Below are 16,206 nucleotides of genomic sequence, written 5' to 3'. Positions count from 1 at the left end.
ACTACGTCTTGGGTGACTTTTCATACCTAAATGCGCAATCCGGTGTTCCCACGCAAGCATACCAGTAGTTACTTCTCGAAGCGATGTACAACGGTTAAATGTGGCATATAACATCGTAACAAGATGGTCATAGCTCTTTAATGATTTACAGTACCTGTCTGAACCACTCTCCCGCGCAATCCGGCTAACCAGGGATCTGGGAATGAAAGAAAGTATCTGATTGAAGATCGGCTGTCCGGTGAAAAAACTACCTTTACTCATGGCTATTTTAGGTTGTGGTAAACTGAAAATAACCAAAAAGGAGGCGAATAAAGCCTCCTTTCTTTTTTAAAATTTACTTTCACCGGACAGCAATGGCTTGCAGCTTGTCGCTTCCTTGTTTCCTGTTCCTTATTTCTTGTTGCTTATTATAACAGCCCTTTCCCCGCCACAGCCTTCAATACTGTTCTTTCGGGTTCAATGGCTAGAAGAGGGGTGGCTTGGGAGATGGCTTCTTGGAAATCACGCAGACTTTGTGATTGTTGGTGACTTTCGGGGGAATCCCATAATTCGGTCACCAAAATATGGTCACTGTTTTCTGCATCCTGATTGATGATGTACAAATGACAACCGTGTAAATAGGCAATCTTATTGTACAAACGGGTAAGGATATTCAATAGGTTATTACCCTTTGATTCTGTTGTAACAAAGCGGGTTTGTAAGGTGTAATGCTCCATGGTTTGTTTATTTGCTATCCTATGACACACAATAATGACGCCACGAAGCCTGGTTTTTGTGAAAGAAGCATTAAAATAGACAATAGTAAAAAAATAAAAAAAGAGGAAGTCTCAAAAGTAAAAAGAAGGCTTTGAGAATCGCCTAAATGAAAACTTTCTCCATCAGGTACCCGAATAAAAAGAGGCTGTATCGGACTTTTGATACAGCCTCTTTTGCTGTAGGGGGAGGGATCGAACCTCCACGAGGCAGTTAGCTATAGCGCAAAGTTCAGTGGTCGACCCTGGTCGAACCGATATTGCTACCGATCCGGCTCTACACTACGTTTGTCCTGTTATCCTCACCCCCGAGACAAGAGGGCATGTCTGCCAGAAATTTCATCACCCCACAGTATATAAGATCTTTGTCATTGTTTGACAACACAATATTAATACAAAGACTCTATTCATTGTATAAATTTCAATAAATAATTTTAAAATATAGATATTATTCAATAATTTTGACTTTATATTGAATTTAATCTAAAAACAAGTCGTATAATGTCTGCCAAATTGAATCTTGACAAACTGGACTACCAGATCATACAGGAAATGATGGAAAATGCCGAGATATCTTATGCCGATCTGGGTAAGAAACTCTTTGTATCCGGCGGTACCATTCATGTACGCATCAAGAAATTGGAAGAACTAAAAGTAGTGAAAGGTAAAAAATTATCGATAGACCTCAAATCTCTCGGATATGACGTCATTGCTTTTATTGGCGTATACCTTGAAAAAAGTTCACTCTATGATACCGTTGCCAAAGAGTTGAAAAAAATACCTCAAATCGTTCGGTTGAATTATACCACCGGTAATTATAGCATGTTCGCTGAAATTGTTTGTAAAGACATTCAGGAGTTGCGATACGTATTGCACGATGAATTGCAAAAAATCAAAGGCATTGAAAGAACAGAAACATTTATTTCATTGGAAGAGAGTCTGGACAGAAATGTAGTGGTACTGCCTTCCGGTAGTTAGAATAGAATCAATTTTTAATTGTATTTTCAGATACTATGACCACATCCGGTTTAAATATGCGCCATACTATTCAGGTATTACAAAAACATACCCGTTTCATTTTGTTGTTTACATTGTTTGCCATGCTGGTAGCTTTTGTAACCGTACTATTGGTTCCCAAATATTTTCGATCCGGTGCCAGAATTATTGCCGCAAACCCACAACTGACAGATAAATCCAGGTTATTCAACGAAAATATTCAAGGGCTCTATTCTTATTTCGGTTCCGGTGATGACCTGGATCGTATCATAGGCGTGGCTGATATGGATACCACTTATTATCAATTGGTGGATCAATTCAATTTGATTCGTTATTACGGGCTAGATGATGATTCTCTACCATTGCTTCGCCGAAAAGCAGTACTGAAACTCAAAAAAGATATCTCTTTTCAAAGAACAGAGCAAGGGCAAATGCGTATAGTCTGTTGGACAAAAGACAGACAATTGTCGGCTGATATCATCAATGCTATGATCGCGATAGTGCAACAAAAGTTAGCATCTATTTGGCTTAGCAATTATCAGACAGCAACTGTTCAACTGAATGCTTCCATCACCCATAATGAACAACAATATGCGTCTTTGAATGACAGTATTTCAAAAGCGAGTCCTACACAACAAATTTTGTTGCAAAAACACATGGAGACATTGTTGGAGGAATTATCTCGATATCGAAAAACAGCCGCTTCCTTTCAACTGATGGGAGAAACAGTTCCACCGGCACTTTATATATTAGAGCCTGCAGTGCCGTCGGCTAAAGCGGAACGACCCGATAAACTGAATATTGTTTTGATTTCAGGTTTGGCAGGGTTTCTTTTTTCCATCCTTTTTTTATTATTGAAAGATAGAAGATACTAGCATTTCAATATGCAGCTTCCTATCCGTCATAGTAGATTTTTTATCACAGCATCCTTGCTGTTTGTAGCTGCCATCATTGCTTCAGTGATCTGGCATGATAGTAAGTTACTACTGATTCCTTTTGGATATTTGCTATTGCCTTATTTATTTCAATTTTTGATTCATCATACAGAAAAATTATTTTGGTTATTGTTGGCATTGCTTCCTTTGTCTACAGAAATCAATATCACTTCATCCTTGGGTCTTGATTTTCCGGATGAACCTATTATGATGATCCTTACCGGTTTGGTATTGCTTCGCTGGTGGCATCAACCCAATGATTTTCCTCAAACAGTATGGCGTCATCCTTTGTTTCTCTTATTAATGTTTCATGTACTTTGGATTGGCATAACCAGTATCTATTCTGAACAACCATTGCTCTCCATTAAATTTTTACTGGCGAAAGTTTGGTACATCATTCCCTTTGTCATCTTGCCCGCCTTATGGCTTAATTCCATTCGTAATATGGAGAAGCTGACGCTCTATCTATTGATACCCATGGGCGGAGTGGTGTTGATTACTTTGCTACGCCATGCGATGAGTGGATTTAGTTTTGCCAGTATCAATCGCCACTTGTTTCCCTTTTTTAGAAACCATGTCAATTATGGAGCCATGTTGGTTTGCTTACTCGCAGTGGCCTATGCTGCATACCAACATATCAAACAGAACAAGAGGTATAGAAAATGGCTACAAATTATGCTGACCATCGGCATCGTCGCATTGATTTTTTCGTATTCAAGAGGAGCATGGATTGCATTGCTGGGTGGACTGGTTACTGTATTGATCATCAAAAAAAAAATGATTGGGTCTCTAATTATTACCGCTTTATTGACTATACTGATTTCAACTGTATGGCTCTCTACCGATCAACGTTATTTTCGTTTTGCACCCGATCATGATAGAACCATCTTTCATACTGATTTCTCTCAACACATGTCGGCTACCATTGCGCTGAAAGATGTTTCCAATGCGGAACGATTTTATCGCTGGGTAGCCGGTGCCCGTATGTTTGCTGAACGTCCATTGACAGGTTTTGGTCCATCTACTTTTTACAGCAATTACAGACCTTACACTGTCAAGAGATTTGAAACCTGGGTCAGTAATAATCCTGAACATTCAACGGTACACAATTATTTTCTTTTGACAGCATTGGAACAGGGATTGATTGGATTATTGATTTTTTGCTCCTTGTATTTTTTAATATTATGGAGAATCCAAAAAGTATATCATCAACTGCATAGTTATTTCTTTAGAACCGTGGCATTAACCACGGGTGCCATATTAGCAATGATCGGTATCATCAATTTTATGAGTGATATGATTGAAACCGATAAGATTGGAAGTTTATTTTGGCTATGCCTGGGAATTGTGATTGTATTAGAGGGGAAACTTCAAGAAGAAAAAGAAAGTCTGGTCTGATCTTTATTTTACCGATCTTCCCTTCCACTGATAAGAACCAAATTTACCCAGCCAGCCTGCAATCACCGTATACAAAAGATGTAAAGGCTGCATCAATGGGAAATACAATAAGGCAACACGGTGTTGATAAAACTTGCTGACCGACCATAAGAAATACAATTCAACTGTTGTTTTGATCAGCATGAATGTGAGCCAATGGGCAATTTCTCCTGCAACGAAAAGATTGATCGGTAGTAATACCAATAAACCCAAATTGACAGCATATACCAACGCAAGTATTCGGAATACCGATTTGTCATCATACCGATCCGCCTTACTCGCCCAACGTATTCGCTGGTTGAGAAAATCCTTCCAGCTATGCATAGGAGCAGTGGCTACGATGGCTGCCGGATGAAACAAATAACCCAATTGTGTTGGATACTGTTGTTTGATCTTATACATCAATAACATATCATCACCACTAGCTACTTGATCGATGCCTTTGAATTGTCCAACTTCATAAAAAACTGTTTTTTTATAAGCCAGATTAGCACCATTACACATGGTATGATATCCGGCCGATACAGCAGCGGCAGTAATACCTTGTAAACTCAAAAAATCCAGTAACTGAAAAAGCGATAATACACCTGATTGATGGGTGAACATCACCGGACCTGCCACGAATACTGCATCATTTGTTTGTATGTATGCATCATACAATTCCAGCCATCTTTCAGGGATTTCACAATCAGCATCTGTGGTAATGATCCAATCAGTTTTACTTTTACTGATGGCCAATTCTATGGCTTTCTTTTTATAAGCATTGATGGAAGATGCATCTACATGTTCCGCAAGATTGATCAAATACAGATTGTCATGCGTTTGTTGTAACGCTTGAACAATTTCAACCGTGGCATCAGTAGAATGATCATTCACTACAATGACATCGAACAATGCTTTCGGATAAGATTGTTGAAGAATACTTTTCAAGCAAGTACCGATACCTGCTGCCTCATTTCTAGCAGGAATGATCACCGAAAATGAAGTAATGAGACTACTATTTTTTGGAGGCTCAAAGATTTGCAATCTCGAAAACCATTTTCTGTATTGCACAATCAGCATGCAATAAGCCAATAGCAAAATGGAGATCAATAGAAGTGCAGCCAAATACATAGAACAAAGAAACTTAAATAAATGGAACTATGGGCACTTGCTGTTGGTAAGTATTTGCAACTTCACTCAGGTTTTATAGTTGTGAAGCTTTCAATAGATCATTCTTATACTTTTCTTGTAACAAATGATGCCCTGCTGATAATTCGGTAACACTTACCCACCTATCAATTCCTTTTTGCAAACGATATCCATGGCTAGCCAGTATTACACGATCATACTTGCCAAAAATGAGACGAACAGGTATTTTATGATCACTGATTATTTTTTTCAGACCTGCGAATGATGGACGGAACAAGCGCATGGTGGTCCATCGTTGGTATAATATTTTTCTTTTCTGCTCATGATCCAAATAATGATGCACAAAACGAATGATACTTTTATTGAACAAACCCAGCGAGCCTGCTAAACGCATCAATACAAACATCCACCCGGGATAACACATGGAGAAAGCAAATAACCGATTCCCGATCCATGTTTGTGTCGCTAGTTTTTGCCAAGGGTTTTTATGTAATCCATCCGGTGCCATCAATACCAGTTGATGAAATCGATCGGGAAAGGAAGCTAGTAATTGTAAGCACACCCTACCACCCATGCTGTATCCCATGAGTACAATGGGTTTTTCTTTGGGAATAATGTTGTTGATGATCTCGAGTAATTCGGCAGGTTTCAGCAACAGCCCTTCATTCCAGACCGTTTGTCCATGGAAAGGTAAATCAATGGAAATCAAGGTGTATGAAGCACCTAATTCCCTTTCAAAAAGCTCGAATTTACTGCCATCCTCCCCATACCCATGAAAACAGCAGATATAGCTAGATCCGGACCCAAAACGATGGTAATGAATCTGCGATTGGCGGTAGCTGATAAAATGCGATGTCACCAATGGAATTTTAAGGTTTTATTCTTGGCAATATCAAAGAAACGAATTTACTTTGAAAATAGTTGCATAACTAACTATATGCCAAACAACCAATTTAAAAGAGGGGAATTATACAGTGTAATCAATGGGATGGCTTCTACAGCTGTTGCCAGAAGATTACAAAAGAATTTTAGACAGGCAGGACTGGAGATCACAATCGAACAATGGAGTGTATTGTATCACTTATGGAAAGAAGATTGTTTGAGTCAGCAGGAATTGTGTAACCGAACTTTTCGTGATAAACCCAGTATCACCAGACTGATTGATAACCTGGAGAAACAAAAGCTGGTAAAAAGAACCGCATCGAAAGAAGACAGAAGAATCAATCTGGTTTGCTTAACGGATGCTGCCAAAGCATTACAAGACATCACGATTGATCTCGCCAATCAAACCATGAATGAGGCATTGATAGGTGTGAATAAAGAGGAAATTGAAACGGTGAAGTCTGTGTTTCAAAGGGTGTATGATAATCTTACATAGTCCATGGTCCATGGACCATAGACCATGGACTCAATAATAAATTAAAACTGTCTTCCCATGGAAACAACAAAACAATCGAAAGCCCTGTTGGGTGGTGAGTGGCTCATTAAAGAGAGCAATCACTTCGAAACCTTCATACCGGAGGATTTCAATGAAGAGCAACGCATGGTCATGGATATGTGTACTCAGTTTCTCGATGCTGAAGTGCTTCCTATCGTGGAAAGAATTGATAAACTCGAGACGGGCTTAATGCCTTCTCTATTGGAAAAAGCAGGCGAGCAAGGATTACTCTCTACTTCCTTTCCGGAACAATATGGTGGATTGGGAAAAGATTTTATTACGTCTACCATTGTAAATGAAGGACTGGGTGGCGGACATTCTTTTTCTGTGGCAGTTGCGGCACATACCGGTATTGGTTCATTACCGATCTTATATTTCGGTACAGAAGAGCAGAAACAAAAATATATTCCCAAACTTGCCAGTGGTGAGTGGAAAGGAGCTTATGGTTTAACAGAACCCAATAGCGGTAGCGATGCACTTGGTGCTAAGACAACAGCCAAGTTGAGTGATGATGGTAAATACTATATCCTGAACGGACAAAAATGCTGGATCACCAATGGTGGTTTTGCAGACGTATATACTGTTTTCGCCAAGATCGATGGAGATAAGTTCACTGGATTCATTGTAGAGCGAGGCTTTGAGGGGTTCACGCAAGGGCCTGAAGAACATAAAATGGGTATCAAAGGATCTTCTACTGTGCAATTGTATTTTCAGGATTGTAAAGTGCCGGTTGAAAATGTTCTAGGTGAAATTGGCAGAGGCCATGTGATTGCTTTTAATATTTTAAATATTGGTAGATTAAAACTTTGTGCAGCTGCTTTGGGTGGATCTAAGCGTGCGGCTACCACATCTATTCAATATGCTATCACACGTGAACAGTTTAAATTACCCATCGCGAAGTTTGGTGCGATCAAACATAAAATGGCTGAAATGGCCATTCGTATGTGGGTGTGTGAAAGTGCCTTGTATCGTGCTTCTAAATGGATTGATGATAAAGAACATGAACTGATGAACAGCGGTAAGAGCTTTGCTGAAGCATTACTTGGGGCTGCTGAAGAATATGCTATTGAATGTGCGATGTTGAAAGTGTACGGAAGTGAAGTATTGGATTATGTAGTGGATGAAGGTGTTCAAATACACGGGGGTAATGGTTTTAGTGACGAATACATGATCTCAAAAGCTTATCGTGATAGTCGTATCAACCGCATTTACGAAGGGACCAATGAGATCAATCGTTTATTAACAGTAGATATGGTACTGAAGCGTGCCATGAAAGGTAAGCTAGATTTAATGGGTCCGGCCATGGCTGTTCAGAAAGAACTGATGAGTATTCCTGACTTTGGGGCAGAAGAAGAAGGTGCGTTTGCAAAAGAGCTGAAATACATTGCCAACTTCAAAAAAGCCATTCTGATGGTAGCTGGAGCAGCTGTACAAAAGCTGATGATGCAACTGGAAAAAGAACAGGAAGTATTGATGAATATTGCTGATATGGCGATAGAAACCTACAATGCTGAAAGTGCTTTATTACGTGTGATGAAACTCGCTGAGCAAAAAGGGGAAGCTGCAGTTAAATTGCAGGCAGATATCATGCGCACTTACCTGTATGATGCGGCAGATCGTATCAACAAATCAGGAAAAGATGCCTTGAATAGTTTTGCAGATGGAGATGAATTAAAAATGATGCATATTGGCTTAAAGCGTTTCACCAAGGTAGAACCCTTTAATACCAAGGATGCCCGCCGTAGGATATGTGAAAAGCTGGTGGCAGATAATGGGTATCACTTCTAAGAAAAAAATTGGCAAAAAATTACCGTTTTTCACAAAGATTTTACATATTTGGTTTTTGTTTTACGGTTGCTTGCTCAAACAAAGGTCTCACTGTTCAAAAGCAGTGAGGCCTTTTTGTTTGGATTTATATTAACTTGATCCAATGAAACATTCTCTTTTATTGCTTTTAATGATTGTTTGTTTGCAAGGAATGACACAAACGCGTTTGTATGAACCTTGGATCGGAAGGTCTACCGGAAAGCTGCCTGCATTGGCCTATGGTTTAGGTGAAGACCGCTTGGGTGGCGCTAAAATGGGCTATATCGATTCAAATATTGCTTTACGTGTGGTGGATACTGTGAAAGGCATGTACTTAGTTCAGTTGTCAAAATTTCATCAGGCATATATTGAGCAACAGTATGTAAAGACCGACAGTCTGAATAAATTAAAACCTTGGTATGTTACCGGATCTATCAGTGCCAAGGGTGATTCAGCTTATGACTATATCAGTCTGATCATGGAAGAAAAACTTCCGTATAAAAGTTGGATGGAAATCAATCCGTCTAAAATTGTGGTAGACATTTATGGGATACAGAGTAATACAAACTGGATCACACAGTTGAAATCATTAAAAGAAGTGAAAAATGTTTACTATCATCAAATAGAAGATGATGTATTCCGACTCACCATTGAATTGCAACACAAACAACATTGGGGGTATAGCATTGCATACAATGGAAGAGCATTGATGGTAAAAGTTAAAAGACAACCTTCCCTTCTCGATATTCGGAAATTAAAAATAGCCATTGATGCCGGACATGGTGGAACCAATACCGGAGCCACGGGAATCAAAGCAAAAGCATCCGAGAAAGTATATACCCTTCGTTTTGCAAAAGCACTTCAGAAATACCTGAAAACAAAAGGGGTGAAGCAGATTATCATGACCCGAACCAATGATACCACATTCGATAATAAAGACCGTATTCTTTGGTTGCAAGAACAAAATCCGGATGTATTAATCAGTCTACATCTGAACTCCAGTTCCAATAACAATGTAAGTGGAGCCAGTACTTATTATAAACATATCGGATTCAGACCACTTACCAATACTATATTAAAACGAATGCTTGAATTAAAACTCAATGAATTCGGTAATGTAGGAAGTTTCAATTTCGCGCTTAATTCACCTACTAATTTTCCGAATGCGTTGGTAGAAATTGCTTTTTTAAGTAATGAATCAGATGAAAAGAAAATCATCACTCCGAAATTTCATGATGATGTGGTGAAAAAAATTCATTTGGGATTGGTGGACTGGTTGAAAACATTAAAATAATAGAATGGCAAAACCTCTGCGTCATCTTTGTTGCGTTCGTTAACCGCAAAGAAAAAAGAGCGTAGAGGTTTTGCTAAGAGTAGATTTAATGTTTGATAAATCGATCAAAGAATTCAATCGTTCTCAACATCTGATCAATTCTTTGTCTGTTATTACCACTTCTCGTTAATTCATGGGTTCCACCGGGGTGGCGAACGTATTCAACCGTTCTGCCGAGTACTTTTAAACTTTTATACAGCATTTCACTTTGAATCACACCGGTACGTAAATCATTCTCTCCATGAAAAATAATAAATGGAGTCTTGATTTGATCTACATAATTGATCGGTGATTCTCTTTTCAAAATCGGAACTACTTTTTCCTCCCAAGGATAGCCACCAAAATAGTTCGGAACCAATCTCCAGGCATTGCCTTCACCAAAGAAAGTACCTAGTTCATATACACCTCTTTGTGCACAAGCCGCTTTGAAACGTTGATCATGTGCAATGATCCATGCTACTAAATAACCGGCATAAGAACCACCGGTGACTGCCAATCTACTGGTATCAATAAAACCATCTGCACCTGCCTTATCAAGATAAGTCAACACATCAGAAGTGGGTCCGGCACCCCAGTCATTGATGTTTCCTCGTAAAAAGTCCAATCCATATCCACCGGAACCTCTCGGATTTCCATATATGACCACATACCCTTTTGCAGCATAATATTGGAATTCATGCCACATGGAATTTTCACCGGGTCCCCACATCGCAGAGGGACCGCCATGAATATTCAGAATAGTGGGATATTTTTCTCCGGGTTCATAATTGGTAGGTTTCATAACCCAATATTCTACTGTCATGCCTTTCTCATTCACGAAAGATGCTTTTTCTGGGAAACTGAGTTTTTTCTGTTGCAACCATTCATGGTTAAAAGCAGTGAGTCGCTCTTCATTCTTCATATTCAAATCAGCACGGTAGAGTTCTGATGGATTGCTGACCTGTGTTTTGGTATATATGATCTGATTACCACGCAAATCAAAACTGCTGATACCGGCATCAAAAGAGCAGAGCGCAGTTACCTGACGATTTTTTATATCTGCACGATACAATGGAGCACCACCATTACTTTGGGCTGTGAAATATAATGACTGTTCATCTTTACTCCAGGTAATACCACCCTTGTTTCTGTCAAAGGGGATGATGACGATATCCTTTGCAGTGCCATTGAGCGGCATAATTGCCAGTGAAGGAATACTCACAAAAGAAGTATTGCCAAATTGAAAAGCAAGCCATTTTCCTGAAGGGGATATCACAGGATTATTGTAATTCTTGCCGTCTTCACCCAAAATCTTTTTTAAATTACCACCATCTGTATTACACAAGTAAATATGTCCTTCCAATTCTCGATCAGGATGTTGATTTAATATAGCGTTTCCGGTTAGGATCAATTGCTTCCCATCGGGTGAAAAATCAGCACTGCCAAAGCGATTGAATCCATGGGTAATGGCTTTGGGAACTGCATTCGGACTGGCATCCATGATGAAGAAATGATTAAAAGCCAATTCAGGAGAGGTGGTGGCTTCTTGCTGAAAGTTAAGTTTATTGAATACTTTGGCTTTTTGTGCTGTAGCATTCAAATTCAAGTAAGCCCTAATTTCTTCAGTAGAACCATCGGGGTCTGCTTTTGCATTGCTATTGAGCAGGTGTTCATTATTGGGAAATCCTGGTTTTTCCAATGACCAAACAGGAGGTTTTTTACCCGGATTGAGTTCTTCATCATTCACCAATTGTTCTAGTCGAATATTCGCAGAGAAAAGGATCTTTTTTCCATCCGGACTCCATTTCGGATTACCAACGCCGTAGCGGAATTTGGTTAATTGTATCGGTTCACCCCCTTCCATAGATAAAAGGAATAATTGGGGTCTGCCCTCCGCAGCTCTTACAAAAAGTAGTTGCTTGCTATCCGGACTCCAAACCGGCTGTCCGGCAGGCTGACTGGTTAACTGGCGGATGCTGCCCGATCCATCATTTTGAAGGAGATAGAGTTTGTTGATGTACCGGTATTCCCATTTGGTATCACCATCGGGTTCAATACTGGTAACTGTAAACAGTGTTTTACTGCCATCAGGGCTCACATTTACATTTCCAACCTGCTGAATCTTCAACATATCGGTTACTTTGATGGTCTCGCTGCCGTTTTGAGCGATCACAAATTGAACCAGACAAAGGCTGATCCAAACAAATAAATGCTTCATGGTGTTGATTTGAGGGATTTAAAGTACAAATAAATGACATGCGCTTTCGTACTTTTACAGCCTAAAACAATGAAAAATGGGTAAACTGGTGCAAGAGTTCAATGATTACAGGGAGAAAATGAATGAGGTGATTCTGAGTAAGAATAATTTGGTGATGAAGCGACTATGGAATTTGGATACCAATACATATGATGAAGGGGCATTGGATAAAAAGACCAAAGAGATGTTAGGATTGGTAGCCAGTATGGTATTGCGTTGCGATGATTGCATTAAATACCATTTGGGAAAATGTCATGAATTAGGTGTGAATACAGACGAAATGTATGAGATATTTGCAGTGGCGAATATTGTAGGCGGCACAATTGTAATTCCGCATACCAGAAGAGCTGCTGAATATTGGGAAGAATTAATAGGAACTGTGTCTTAAAAGTTCCAGAACTTTATAGAGCCATTTATCTGATCACATAATTATAGATCTGAATGTCAACAACAACTACAAATACTCCCTCAACCTTAACAGCCAAAGATTTTGCAACAGATCAGGAAGTGCGTTGGTGTCCGGGTTGCGGGGATTATTCCATCTTGGCACAAGTGCAAAAGATCATGCCGGGAATTGGAGTGCCCAAAGAAAATATCGTGATCATCAGCGGTATTGGATGTAGCAGTCGTTTTCCGTATTATATGAATACTTATGGTATGCATTCGATCCATGGAAGGGCAACCGCTATTGCAAGTGGATTGAAAGCTACCAGACCTGAACTCAGTGTTTGGATTGTTACCGGTGATGGGGATGGATTGAGTATTGGTGGTAATCATACCATCCATTTATTGAGAAGAAATTTTGATGTCAATATTTTATTGTTCAATAACCAGATTTACGGATTAACCAAGGGACAATATTCTCCTACTTCTGAAGAACAAAAAATAACCAAGAGTACTCCTTTCGGAAGTATTGATCATCCATTCAATCCATTGGCTTTGGCAATGGGTGCAGACGCCAGCTTTATTGCACGTAGTATGGATCGTGACCCCAAGCATTTACAAACCATGCTTACACGTGCCCATCAGCATAAAGGAGCTTCTTTGTTAGAGATCTATCAGAATTGTAACATTTTCAATGATGGTGCTTTTGAAATCTTTACTGAGAAAGGAAGTAAGATGGATGAAGCCTTGTTCTTAGAGCAAGGAAAACCTTTAGTGTATGGTGCCAATCAACAAAAAGGTATTAAGTTGGATGGTATGAAGCCGGTAGTGGTAGACCTTACAGATGGTGCACATAGTATAGATGATTTATGGATTCATGATGAGCGTGACTTTTATAAAGCACAGGTATTGATTCGAATGTTTGATAATCCTAATCAACAAGGCACTCATTTTCCCAGACCTTTTGGTGTATTCTTTGAAACAGACAGAGCTTGTTATGAGGATGTGATGGCTATGCAGATAGAAGAGATCATCGCTACAAAAGGCAAAGGTGATTTAGATAAATTATTGCGTGGTAAAGAAGTATGGGAGATCGTTTGATTTTCTTGAATATATTCAGAATAGAAAAGCTCCGATATTTAAATCGGAGCTTTTTCTTTATCAACATCATCGAACTGAGACTTCATTATAATCTGGCAATATCATGTTTAATAGCAAACAAAGCCAGACCCACCCTTGTAGCGGTTTGTAATTTTTGAAAGAGGGTATCCCTTGTTTCATCAACGGTTTTGAGGCTGGTACCCATGAGTTCGGCGATTTCACGATAAGATTTATCGGTGCAAGCCCATCCGAGAAATTCTTTCTCTTGGTCTGTAAGTTCTGTGAACTTGGTAATTTCAGCATCTTCTTCCGGAGAGGTCTTCATGGTATGCATGATATTATCACACATCAGTTTATTGAGGTATACACCTTTGGTAACGATGCCATCCAATGCAGCTTTTAACTCCTGTGGTTTACTGTCTTTTAGGAGATATCCTTTTGCTCCATTTTTAAACATGCGTATGATGGAACGCTCATCGTTCAGCATGGTAAGTGCAAGGATTTTTACTTGTGGATGATGAGTGGTGAGCCAAAGTGCAGTTTCATAGCCATTCATATCAGGCATAGTAATATCCAGCAAAACAACATCCGGTAAGTTATTTGCATCAATCAACTCGATCATGTGTTTGCCGCTATTTGCCTCAAATAAAACAGTATAGCCACTAAACGAATTGATCAATGAGGCAAGCCCGTTCCTTAACAAAACATGATCATCAACAAGGGCAATTTTAGTCATATATACAACAATTAACACAGCGGGAATTACCCATATACGATAGTAAGATAGTTTCAGTTTAGAAAATTACGCTTTTTTGGATTGCAAATCTCTGTTTATCTCCGGAATTAATGACTGGGATTTTCACCGTATTCTTTTCAGTGAAAACACCCTACTATTTTGGGTGTTTTCTACGTTGGATTTTCCTACTGACTATCCTACATTTACTGCGGGTAGAGAAGATGAACGGCAGCAATGCTGGTAGATTTTCTCGTATTCAGTTTTCATTAGGGGTTACAAGTGAAAAAGGCGGCACAAGGCCGCCTTTTTCTTTTAGTATAAATTTTATCCTTCTTTTCTTAACGCTTTTTCTGCATGTTCAAATATCTTTTTCTTCTTCCAGTGATACCAAGGATGCGGAACTGTTTTTTTCATCAAAGTGTCAATGTTGCGCATGCCGAATAAATTCCATACTCCTTTTAGTTTTCCTGAAACAGATGATTGCATGGCTCTTAAACTCATCGCAAATCCGCTGTCTAAATATTCCATATGATGCCAGTACCCGGCAGGCATAAATAAAGTATCTCCATGCTCTAGTGTTACATCAAATCCTTGTGCCAGTTTTAATGCAGGAAACTGATCATAATCCGGTGATCCGTTTTGATGGTGATAATGGCTGAAATCTGCCAGACTCAATACTTCAAAGGGTTTGCGGTAAAGTTTATACTGTTCTTCAAATGGAAATAGTAATACTTTCTTTCTGCCTACAAATTGTGTATGCAGGATATGGCTCATATCGATATCAAAGTGCATGTGCGTAATACTTGTGGCGCCGCCTACAAAAAGCATAGGATACCTTTTCACAAAGCCGCTCATCAGTTCGTCCGGCCAGGTAAAATCTTTGGTGAGTTGTGGTGCATGCTCAAAAATATTGAAGAGAAAAATACGCCAAGCAGCAGGTCCGGTTCGAATCATATCGATATAGTCACCGAAAGTTTTATAATCATCAGCAGTATTGATGGGTGTATAAGCATCGCTTTTGATATTGTTATACAGACCTACTTTTTTGTCACCTACCAGTGTTTTAAAATAATCCCAGTTCCATTTATCATATGCCGGCCAAGATTTAGCAAGGTCCCGAATAACAAGCGGACGTTTAGGAAGATAATAATGCGTTTTAAAATCTGCCGGTGTGATGGTATCTACAATATCTACTTCCGATAAACGCATTTTGCTCTTTTTCGCAAAAATAAGTTGAATGGCTTGTTAATAAAAGCTTAATCAACAAACGATAGAAGTTTCCATTTTTCATGAATTGGCTTTATATTTAATAATGCTGCTGCAGGTTCATCCCGATAATCCCAATCCAAGACATCTTCGGACTATTGCCGAGTGTCTGCTCTCAGGAGGGGTTATTATTTACCCTACAGATACCATTTATGGTCTGGGGTGTGATATTTTTCAGCATAAAGCAGTAGAAAGAATCGCACGTATCAAACAAGTAGATCCCAATAAAGCTCAACTGAGTTTTGTTTGTTATGACCTGAGTGATTTGAGTCAATACACCAAAAGTATCTCAACTCCTTTGTACCGGTTATTAAAGCATTATCTGCCCGGCCCCTATACTTTTATTCTTCCTGCGAGTAAGGAAGTTCCCAAAATCTTACAGAGTAAAAAGAGTACCATCGGGTTGCGTGTGCCCAATAACAATATTGCCAGACATATCGTCAAAGAACTTCGTCATCCCATCTTATCTGCTTCCTTACCGGGTGATATGGTAGAGGAATATACAGACCCGGAAATCATGTATGAAAAGTTTGGCAAGCTGGTTGACATTGTTGTTGATGGCGGAATAGGAGGCATGGTACCTTCTACGGTTATTGATTGCACACAAGATACTTATGAAGTCATACGTGAAGGCGCGGGTGAATGGAGTGAATAA

At 39.3% G+C, this 16,206-nt stretch carries 16 protein-coding genes; 9 read left to right on the top strand and 7 right to left on the bottom strand.

Features of this window, described 5'->3' with window-relative positions; all coding sequences use genetic code 11:
* Together ACTIEV_RS12735 and ACTIEV_RS12730 are read right to left on the bottom strand one after the other, a co-directional pair.
* Positions 1-261: DUF4372 domain-containing protein (locus ACTIEV_RS12735; RefSeq protein ID WP_439516605.1), on the bottom strand; the 261-nt coding region annotated here is incomplete at its 3' end.
* 146 nt (positions 262-407) lie between these two features.
* Positions 408-716, bottom strand: coding sequence for a putative quinol monooxygenase (locus ACTIEV_RS12730; RefSeq protein ID WP_439516604.1), 309 nt, complete (start codon positions 714-716; stop codon positions 408-410).
* Positions 717-1,253: 537 nt separating this feature from the next.
* Here ACTIEV_RS12730 and ACTIEV_RS12725 point away from each other — a divergent pair.
* From ACTIEV_RS12725 to ACTIEV_RS12715, 3 genes are read left to right on the top strand one after another with little or no spacing between them, the layout of a single operon-like run.
* Entirely contained in the window at positions 1,254-1,730 is a 477-nt protein-coding gene (locus ACTIEV_RS12725) for an Lrp/AsnC ligand binding domain-containing protein (RefSeq protein WP_250686625.1), read from the top strand.
* A gap of 56 nt (positions 1,731-1,786) precedes the next feature.
* Entirely contained in the window at positions 1,787-2,623 is an 837-nt protein-coding gene (locus tag ACTIEV_RS12720; protein WP_439516603.1) for a hypothetical protein, read from the top strand.
* 9 nt (positions 2,624-2,632) lie between these two features.
* Positions 2,633-4,081: an O-antigen ligase family protein gene (locus tag ACTIEV_RS12715; protein WP_439516602.1), complete on the top strand. Its 1,449-nt coding sequence runs from the start codon at positions 2,633-2,635 to the stop codon at positions 4,079-4,081.
* Positions 4,082-4,084: 3 nt separating this feature from the next.
* Here ACTIEV_RS12715 and ACTIEV_RS12710 read toward each other — a convergent pair whose 3' ends face one another.
* Together ACTIEV_RS12710 and ACTIEV_RS12705 are read right to left on the bottom strand one after the other, a co-directional pair.
* A complete protein-coding gene (locus ACTIEV_RS12710) occupies positions 4,085-5,182 on the bottom strand; it encodes a glycosyltransferase (RefSeq protein WP_439516601.1) in 1,098 nt (365 codons plus the stop codon).
* Between the two features lie 124 nt (positions 5,183-5,306).
* The gene (locus ACTIEV_RS12705; protein WP_439516600.1) at positions 5,307-6,110 is read right to left on the bottom strand and encodes an alpha/beta fold hydrolase; all 804 of its coding nucleotides are present in this window, start codon (positions 6,108-6,110) and stop codon (positions 5,307-5,309) included.
* 78 nt (positions 6,111-6,188) lie between these two features.
* Here ACTIEV_RS12705 and ACTIEV_RS12700 point away from each other — a divergent pair, with 78 nt between their 5' ends.
* From ACTIEV_RS12700 to ACTIEV_RS12690, 3 genes are all read left to right on the top strand, one after another.
* Positions 6,189-6,629: a MarR family winged helix-turn-helix transcriptional regulator gene (locus tag ACTIEV_RS12700; RefSeq protein ID WP_178888855.1), complete on the top strand. Its 441-nt coding sequence runs from the start codon at positions 6,189-6,191 to the stop codon at positions 6,627-6,629.
* 57 nt (positions 6,630-6,686) lie between these two features.
* Positions 6,687-8,477 (top strand): acyl-CoA dehydrogenase family protein, encoded by a 1,791-nt coding sequence (locus tag ACTIEV_RS12695; RefSeq protein WP_439516599.1) that lies wholly within the window; start codon positions 6,687-6,689, stop codon positions 8,475-8,477.
* A gap of 142 nt (positions 8,478-8,619) precedes the next feature.
* Positions 8,620-9,789, top strand: a complete 1,170-nt coding sequence (locus tag ACTIEV_RS12690) for an N-acetylmuramoyl-L-alanine amidase (RefSeq protein ID WP_439516598.1) — start codon at positions 8,620-8,622, stop codon at positions 9,787-9,789.
* Between the two features lie 85 nt (positions 9,790-9,874).
* Here ACTIEV_RS12690 and ACTIEV_RS12685 read toward each other — a convergent pair whose 3' ends face one another.
* Positions 9,875-12,025 (bottom strand): prolyl oligopeptidase family serine peptidase, encoded by a 2,151-nt coding sequence (locus ACTIEV_RS12685; RefSeq protein WP_439516597.1) that lies wholly within the window; start codon positions 12,023-12,025, stop codon positions 9,875-9,877.
* Positions 12,026-12,101: 76 nt separating this feature from the next.
* On the opposite strand from ACTIEV_RS12685, the gene ACTIEV_RS12680 reads away from it, so the two are divergent.
* Both ACTIEV_RS12680 and ACTIEV_RS12675 read left to right on the top strand, forming a co-directional pair.
* A complete protein-coding gene (locus ACTIEV_RS12680) occupies positions 12,102-12,452 on the top strand; it encodes a carboxymuconolactone decarboxylase family protein (RefSeq protein ID WP_250686615.1) in 351 nt (116 codons plus the stop codon).
* Between the two features lie 53 nt (positions 12,453-12,505).
* Positions 12,506-13,549, top strand: a complete 1,044-nt coding sequence (locus tag ACTIEV_RS12675; RefSeq protein WP_322197093.1) for a 2-oxoacid:ferredoxin oxidoreductase subunit beta — start codon at positions 12,506-12,508, stop codon at positions 13,547-13,549.
* Positions 13,550-13,634: 85 nt separating this feature from the next.
* On the opposite strand, the gene ACTIEV_RS12670 is transcribed toward ACTIEV_RS12675, so the two are convergent.
* Positions 13,635-14,285 carry a response regulator transcription factor gene (locus tag ACTIEV_RS12670; protein ID WP_178888861.1) on the bottom strand — a complete coding sequence of 217 codons (651 nt, stop codon included), beginning with the start codon at positions 14,283-14,285 and terminating at the stop codon, positions 13,635-13,637.
* Between the two features lie 324 nt (positions 14,286-14,609).
* The gene (locus tag ACTIEV_RS12665; RefSeq protein WP_322197092.1) at positions 14,610-15,494 is read right to left on the bottom strand and encodes a cupin-like domain-containing protein; all 885 of its coding nucleotides are present in this window, start codon (positions 15,492-15,494) and stop codon (positions 14,610-14,612) included.
* Between the two features lie 103 nt (positions 15,495-15,597).
* Between ACTIEV_RS12665 and ACTIEV_RS12660 the strand changes: the two genes are divergently transcribed.
* Complete coding sequence (locus ACTIEV_RS12660; RefSeq protein WP_250686611.1) at positions 15,598-16,206, top strand: L-threonylcarbamoyladenylate synthase; 609 nt, start codon at positions 15,598-15,600, stop codon at positions 16,204-16,206.

The sequence above is a fragment of the Sediminibacterium sp. genome (assembly GCF_051861365.1).
In the GTDB taxonomy this organism is placed as follows: domain Bacteria; phylum Bacteroidota; class Bacteroidia; order Chitinophagales; family Chitinophagaceae; genus Sediminibacterium.
This window is presented reverse-complemented; position numbering and strand designations above follow the sequence as displayed.